Source organism: Albidovulum sp. (assembly GCF_049646345.1).
In the GTDB taxonomy this organism is placed as follows: domain Bacteria; phylum Pseudomonadota; class Alphaproteobacteria; order Rhodobacterales; family Rhodobacteraceae; genus Albidovulum.
Genome location: NZ_JBARVQ010000722.1, coordinates 1 through 7101, shown reverse-complemented (window position 1 = coordinate 7101; position 7101 = coordinate 1). Strand labels below are relative to the sequence as shown.

The 7101-nt window shown below is 63.1% G+C and carries 6 protein-coding genes and 1 pseudogene; 4 read left to right on the top strand and 3 right to left on the bottom strand.

Annotated elements, in window-relative coordinates:
* Positions 1-2044 (top strand): GcvT family protein (locus WBB85_RS18820; protein WP_432640124.1); only part of this gene is annotated, 2044 nt, incomplete at its 5' end.
* Between the two features lie 267 nt (positions 2045-2311).
* Here WBB85_RS18820 and pyk read toward each other — a convergent pair.
* A complete protein-coding gene (gene pyk / locus WBB85_RS18815; protein WP_432640125.1) occupies positions 2312-3757 on the bottom strand; it encodes a pyruvate kinase in 1446 nt (481 codons plus the stop codon).
* 135 nt (positions 3758-3892) lie between these two features.
* Here pyk and WBB85_RS18810 point away from each other — a divergent pair, with 135 nt between their 5' ends.
* The 3 genes from WBB85_RS18810 (at position 3893) to trhA (ending at position 5882) form a co-directional block, all read left to right on the top strand.
* A complete protein-coding gene (locus WBB85_RS18810; RefSeq protein ID WP_432640123.1) occupies positions 3893-4636 on the top strand; it encodes an N-formylglutamate amidohydrolase in 744 nt (247 codons plus the stop codon).
* A gap of 16 nt (positions 4637-4652) precedes the next feature.
* Positions 4653-4970 carry a DUF1244 domain-containing protein gene (locus WBB85_RS18805; protein ID WP_432640122.1) on the top strand — a complete coding sequence of 106 codons (318 nt, stop codon included), beginning with the start codon at positions 4653-4655 and terminating at the stop codon, positions 4968-4970.
* Between the two features lie 258 nt (positions 4971-5228).
* Positions 5229-5882, top strand: coding sequence for a PAQR family membrane homeostasis protein TrhA (gene trhA, locus WBB85_RS18800; RefSeq protein ID WP_432640121.1), 654 nt, complete (start codon positions 5229-5231; stop codon positions 5880-5882).
* A 39-nt stretch (positions 5883-5921) separates the two neighbouring features.
* Here trhA and WBB85_RS18795 read toward each other — a convergent pair whose 3' ends face one another.
* Positions 5922-6785: a D-amino-acid transaminase gene (locus WBB85_RS18795; protein ID WP_432640120.1), complete on the bottom strand. Its 864-nt coding sequence runs from the start codon at positions 6783-6785 to the stop codon at positions 5922-5924.
* 111 nt (positions 6786-6896) lie between these two features.
* Positions 6897-7101 (bottom strand): annotated as a pseudogene (locus WBB85_RS18790) (dipeptide epimerase); the annotation flags it as partial.

The following is a 7101-nucleotide window of genomic DNA, read 5'->3' as shown; positions in this document are numbered from 1 at the left end:
CCCCGAAGGCGTGCTGGGTGGCATCTATATGCCAAGCGACGGCTCGGCCAACCCGATCGACCTGACCACCGCTTTGGCAAAAGGCGCGCGGATGCACGGGGCGCAGATCTTTGAACATGTGAAGGTTGAGGCCGTGGAAGTCGAGGGCGGCCGCGCGCGCGCCGTGCGCACGGCTGAGGGCCGGATCACCGCCGATGTCGTGGTGAACTGCGGCGGCATGTGGGCGCGCGAACTGGGCCGCCAGAACGGCGTCGGCGTGCCATTGCATGCCTGCGAACATTACTACCTCGTGACCGAACCCATCGCCGGGCTGCCGAGCGACCTGCCAGTTCTGCGTTCCTATTGCGACGGCACCTACTGGAAAGAGGATGCGGGCAAACTTCTCTTCGGTTTCGCGCATTTCCACCCCAAGGCCTGGGGGATGGAAGGCATTTCCGAGGATTTCTGCTTCGACAGCCTGCCCTTCGTCGAAGAGGATGTGATGGATGTGCTGGAACTGGCGATGAACCGGGTGCCGATCCTTCAGGACGTCGGCATCCGCACCTTCTTCAACGGGCCGGAAAGCTATTCCCATGACGGCCGCTTCACGCTGGGCGAGGCGCCGGACGTCAAGGGCTACTACGTGCTGGCCGGGGTGAACTCCACCGGCATCCAGTCCGGTCCCGGCGCGGGCCGGGCGCTGGCGCAGTGGATCATGAAGGGCCATCCGCCGATGGATCTGAGCGAGATGGACCCCAAGCGCTGCGAGGAATTCCAGACCCGCGATCCTTATCTGCGCGAACGCTGTGCCGAAACGCTGGTGCTGACCTATGCGATGCACTGGCCGGGCCGTCAGCGCGAAAGCGTGCGCAACCTGCGGCGAACGCCGTTCTATCACGCGATGAAAGCCCATGGCGCCTGCTATGCCGAGGTGCAGGGCTGGGAACGCCCCGGCTGGTTCGCGCCCGAGGGCGTGACGCCGGAATACGACTACAGCTTTGGCCGCTCCAGCTGGTTTCCCCATGCGCAGGCAGAACAGAAGGCCGCGCGAGAGGCGGTGGCTATGTTCGACTATTCGATGCTGGGCAAGCTGATGGTCGAGGGGAAGGATGCCGAAGCCTTCCTGCAACGCGTCTGCACCAATGACATGGCGCTGCCTGTGGGCCGGGTTGCCTACACGCTGATGCTGAACGAACGCGGCGGGATCGAAAGCGACGTAACCGTGGCGCGCCACGGCGGCGACGCGTTCATGGTGATGAGCTCTATCTCGCACACCAGACGCGACTATCTGCATCTGCGCGACGCGCTGCGCCCGGGCGAGGATGTGCGCCTGCGCGACGCCACGACCGCCTACGGCGTGTTGGCAATCGCGGGTCCGAAATCGCGTGACCTTCTGGCGGCGGTCGCGGATATCGACGTCTCTAACGCGGCCTTCCCGTTCAATAGCCTGCAGCATTTCCACATCGGCCACGCGCCCGTCTTCGCGCAGCGCCTGTCCTATACCGGCGAGCTTGGGTGGGAGATCTTCGTGACACCCGATTTCGCCGAACATGTCTTCGAGGTGTTGATGAAGGCAGGCAACAAGCTCGGGCTGCGGCTGGCCGGGGGCGAAGCGCTGAACGCGTTGCGTATCGAGAAGGGCTTCCTCCACTGGGGCCACGACATGGCCTACAGCGACGCGCCCCATCAGATGGGGCTGGGCTTTGTCTGCAAGCCCGACAAAGGAACCGCATTTGTCGGCCGCGACGCCTATCTCGAACGCAAGGCCGCCAACGAGGGGCCATATCTTTGCTTCGTCAAGCTCACCGACCCAACTCCCCTGCTGCACCACAATGAGCCGGTCCTGAGGGACGGCAAGGTCGCGGGCTATGTGACGGCGGGCGCCTGGTCATGCTCGCAAGGAACGGCGGTGGGCTTGTGTCTGCTGTCTGCACCGGATGGCACCATGGGCAAACAGGCGCTAACCAAAGGACAGTATTCCGTCATGGTTGAGGGACGGGAGATCGCAGCAGAAATCAGCCTCGTTCCGTTCCACGATCCTGCAAGCACAAGATTGCTTGCCTGAGATAAAGAACGCCGCTTCGGTACCTTTGATCCAGACTGGGGCATGATGGTGAACTGTTGCGGTGGTCGAGGGAGGGCAGATCTTCTTCTTCCGCACCAATCATATCGGCCGCCCGGTCTTTGTACCAACGACCTCGGGCTAAAGGCCTCGGAGGCGAGCTACCTGCCACGGGCGGCATCGACCTGCGCTTCCCCGGTCAATGGTTCCAGGCGGAATCCGGCCTCCACCAGAACTGGAGGCGCGACCGTGATCAGATGGTGCGCCCCGCTATTCCGGATCGGTGCGGAAGATCAGGCGTTCATCGCAGGGGGCCACGCGCAGGATGTTTGTGGTGCCCTTGACGTTGAATGGCACGCCCGCAGTCACCACGATCTGGTCTTTTTCGGTCGCAAACCCGTAAGCGCGGGCGGCGCGGGCGGCCGAGACGACGGCCATCTTGAACCGGTCGATGGTCTCGGTCAGCACGCAATGCACCCCCCAGGTCAGGCAAAGACGGCGGAGCGTCGCCGGGATCGGCGTCAGGGCGATGATCGGCACGCTGGGGCGTTCACGGGCCACAAGGCTCGCTGTGGTGCCCGACTGGGTGAAGCAGCAGATCGCGTGGATATCCGTCGCCTCGGCGATCTCGCGCGCGGCTGCCACGATCCCGTCGGCGATGGTGGTGCGGCTGACGCGGCGCGAGGCTTCGATGACTTCGCGGTAAGTCGGGTCGGCCTCGACCGATTTCGCGACGCTGTCCATGGTCGTGACCGCCTCGACAGGGTAGTCACCGGCGGCACTTTCAGCCGAGAGCATCACCGCATCGGCGCCCTCGTAGATCGCGGTGGCGACGTCGGAAACCTCGGCGCGGGTGGGCATCGGGCTTTCAATCATGCTTTCCAGCATCTGGGTGGCGACGATGACGGGCTTGGCCGCCGCCCGTGCGCCGCGCACCAGTTGCTTCTGGATCGGCGGCACCGAATGGACGGGCAGTTCGACACCGAGATCACCGCGCGCCACCATGATCCCGTCAGAGACTGCGAGGATCTCCTTGTAGGCTTTCACAGCCGCGGGTTTTTCGATCTTCGAAAGGATCGCGGCCCGGCCCTTGGCCAGCGCCCGTGCCTCGGCCACGTCTTCGGGGCGCTGCACGAAGGACAGGGCCAGCCAGTCGACGCCGAGTTCACAGGCAAATTCCAGATCCGCCCGATCCTTGTCGGACAGGGCCGCCAGCGGCAGGACCACATCGGGCACGTTCACCCCCTTGCGGTTGGAGATCGTACCGCCCGTGGTCACCGTGCAATTGGCGAAATCGGCACCACAGCTTTCCACCTTCAGCCGGATCTTGCCATCATTCACGAGAAGCGAGGCGCCGGGTTCGAGTGCGGCGAAGATTTCCTTATGCGGCAGGCAGACGCGGGTCGCATCGCCTTCAGCCGGATCAAGGTCGAAACGGAAGGCGGCACCTTCCACCAGATCCTCCTCGCCTTTCGCGAAGACGCCGGTGCGCAGTTTCGGGCCCTGAAGATCGGCAAGGATTGCGATCGGGCGGCCGGTATCCTGTTCGATCTGCCGGATGATCGTGTGACGGGCGGCCTGTTCGGCGTGGCTGCCATGGCTCATATTCAGGCGGAAGACGTCAGCGCCCGCCTCAAAAAGCGCCCGGATCGTTTCATAATCGCTCGACGAGGGGCCGAGCGTGGCCACGATCTTTACGTTCCTGAGGCGTCTCATCCCGGTCATGATGTCTTTTCCGTTTGCGCTATCATCAAAATCCGCCCCTCTATGGCCGAAAAGCCGGGCCACGGCAACTGGCGCTTTACGGTCCGCCAGTCTATGAAACCGGTGACAGTCCATGATGACACCGAGATGACGAAACAACCTTTCGAGATCACCGGCGCGGACCGCCCCGCGCGCTGGCTTGTAACCTGCGACCACGCAACGAACCGGGTGCCGGACTGCATCGGCGGCGGCAGTCTTGGCATCTCACCCGCCGATATGGAACGCCACATCGCCTATGATATCGGCGCGGCGGGGGTGACGCGGCGTCTCGCCGAGCGGCTGAACGCACCTGCGATCCTTTCTGATTTCTCGCGCCTCGTCATCGACCCCAACCGGGGCGAGGATGACCCGACGCTGGTGATGAAGCTTTACGACTCGACGATCATCCCGGTGAACCGCTCTGTCGATGCGGCAGAGGTCGAGCGGCGTCTGAACGCCTTCCACCGGCCCTATCACGACGCGCTGGAGGGGCTGGCGATCCGCAGGTCCGACACAGTCATCTGCGCCGTCCACAGCTTCACGCCGCGCCTCTTCGGGCGCGACGACCGGCCGTGGCAGGTGGGCATCCTCTATTCCCATCTCGACCCGAAGCTGTCGCTGGCCATGCTTGAACGTCTTCGCGCCGAACCGGATCTGAACGTTGGTGAAAACGAACCCTATGGCGGCCATCTCGACGGCGATTCCATCGACAAACATGCACTGAAAAAGGGCCGACCCAACGTACTGATCGAGATCAGGCACGATCTGATCCGCACCGAAGACGGTCAGATCGCCTGGGCCGACCGGCTGGCCCCGATCCTTGAAGCGGCGTTGGCCGATACCAATCTCTGAAGGCAGGAGAACCGCCATGGACAACCAGACCCGCATCGAGATCGAAGCCGCCGCCTTCCGGACGCTGCGCCATCACCTGATGGAAAAACGCGCCGATGTGCAGAATATCGACCTGATGAACCTTGCGGGGTTCTGCCGCAACTGCCTCGCGCGCTGGTATCAGGAGGCCGCCGCCGAACGTGGCATCGAGATGACCAAGGACGAGGCGCGTGAGGTCTATTACGGCATGCCCTATGAGGACTGGCGCGCAGCGCATCAGACCGGGGCGGATGCGGCGAAACAAGCGGCGTTCGAAGTGGCGTTCAGCAAGAATGTCGGACCAAAGGACAGCTGAATTGCCCTGATCCCAATGAGCGCCCGGTTCCCGGGCGCAAGACATATGTCGGCCCTTCGCGTACCGCGAAGGCGCCTCCGGCCGCCGCACTAAATGATAGCGTTTCTTATGGACTGCCGGACCTGCGCCACCCCGGCCAAGCGGATCGGCTTTTGCGACGCCCCCCGTGACCCTGCCGATCACAGGACATGTCTGCCCTGACACCAAATGTTTACGGGCGCGGCCTTACTTTGGGGCGGTCTTCCCTGATAGACTCCCATGATGCAGCTCCTGAGGAAACGCACAAGTTACAGCAGGGCCGAACGGCTATCGGATGCGGTCATCCATGCCTCGGGGCTGACACTCGTCCTGATCGCGGTGCCGGTTCTGATCACAACCGCCGCCTTCCTGCGCGGCGATTTCACCGCAATGTTCGGGGTCTCGGTCTATGGCCTTGCGTTGATCGCGATGATCCTATGTTCCGCACTCTACAACATGGTCCCCGAACCGGGTTGGGAAGAGGTGCTGAAACGGCTCGACCACTCGGCGATCTATGTCAAGATCGCGGGCACCTATACGCCTTTCGCCCTGCTCTCCAGCCAGGGTTTCTGGCTGCTCACCGGGCTCTGGGCGGCGGCCTTCACCGGGGTTGGGATCAAGCTTGTCTCGCCTCACCGCTTCCGCACCCTGACGATCGCGCTCTATCTCGGCATGGGCTGGGCGGGTCTGCTTACCGGGGGCGCATTTCTTGCCACCCTGTCAGCCCCGGTCCTGATCCTGATCGTCACCGGTGGCCTGCTCTACACTGCCGGCGTGACCTTCTACCTTTTCGAACGCCTGCCCTTTCACTACACGATCTGGCATGTCTTCGTGCTGACGGCGAGCCTTGTGTTTTACGCCGCCGTCACCCTGCATCTGGTGCAAAGCGCCTGAGGTTTCTTCATTGCGAAAATACCCAAACAGAACCGGGCGTCAGACCGCCACCTTGCGGCTTTCCTCCAGATAGATTTCCCTCAACCGCGTGGCGACCGGTCCGGGCTTACCGTCCCCCAGCGCCGTGCCGTCTATCTCCACCACCGGCATGACAAAGGCCGAAGCGGACGTGACAAAGGCCTCATCGGCCGCCTGCGCCTCTTCGATGGTAAAGCTGCGCTCCTCGACCTGCATCTGCGCCTCGGCCGCAAATCGCAGCACCGCGGCGCGGGTGATGCCATGCAGGATATCGTTCGACAGCGCCCGGGTGACGATCCGGTTGCCCGTGACGATATAGGCATTGTTCGACGTACCCTCGGTCACCATCCCATCCTCGATCAGCCAGGCATCGTCGGCGCCCGCCTTCTTGGCCATCATCTTGCCCATCGACGGATAGAGAAGTTGCGTCGTCTTGATATCGCGCCGCCCCCAGCGGATATCCTCAATAGAGATGACTTTCCAGCCGGTCTTCGCAGCCGGGCTGTCGGCAAGGCCGGGCTTCGACTGGGTGAACAGCACCAGCGTCGGTCGCGTCACCTTCGGATCGGGAAAGGCGAAATCGCGGTCGCCCGGATTGCCGCGTGTGACCTGCATATAGATGAGCCCGTCTTCGATCCCGTTCCGTACAACCAGTTCGCGGTGGATTGCCAGAAGCTCCTCATCCGAACAGGGGCTCGCCATATCAAGCTCCGAAAGCGACCGCGTCAGCCGGGCAGAATGGCCCGGGAAATCGATCAGCTTGCCGCCCAGAACGCTCGTCACCTCATAGACCCCGTCAGCCATCAGGAAACCCCGGTCGAAAACCGACACCACCGCCTCTTCCTCGGGCAGGTAGTCTCCGTTGACATAGACTGTACGGCTCATAGGTGCTCTCCTCGGGTCAGTTGCGGTTTCATCGGACCTTGCGCGGGCAAGGTCAAGCCCGACCGGACATTCCTTAGCCTGGGTGGGCTGAAACCCAGTTTATGGGGCAGGTCACCCCCAAAGCCCTGTCTCAGGCGGATGAACCCCGGCATTGTCATAGCGCAAAGCATGATCGCGATCCTCGGCCAGCAGCAAGGGACCGTCCAGATCCACCACGGCCGCGCCCTGCGCCAGCAAGACCGCCGGCGCCATGGCAAGGCTCGACCCCACCATGCAGCCCACCATCACACCATATCCCGCCGCCTCTGCCGCGCGC